The organism is Vibrio sp. 779(2023), from assembly GCF_033344285.1.
In the GTDB taxonomy this organism is placed as follows: Bacteria; Pseudomonadota; Gammaproteobacteria; order Enterobacterales; family Vibrionaceae; genus Vibrio; species Vibrio alginolyticus.
In genome coordinates this window covers 1,080-1,353 of sequence record NZ_JAWPOM010000111.1, presented here as the reverse complement: position 1 = coordinate 1,353, position 274 = coordinate 1,080, and positions in this window count along the sequence as shown.

Sequence of the window (274 nt, the reverse complement as noted above, 5' to 3'; positions counted from 1 at the left end):
AAAAGAGTGGCTGCTTTCTGAGTTAGATAATCAACGTTAAATAGCTGGCGCTCATTCTCCCGGCGGAAATGAGGCGAAGATTAGTCAATTTTGCTATGTGTTAGTCGGAAAGGGAATTTCGTAACCTTATAACTCTGAATCATAATTATGTCTCAACGTAGAGCAGAAAGGCATAAGCTTCAGAATGGTGAAATCGGTTTTATTGATAGCAGTGGTATTACAAATTGGCATCGCAATTAGCAGTGAAGGGCTCACTCGCTCGTTAGCGGAATTG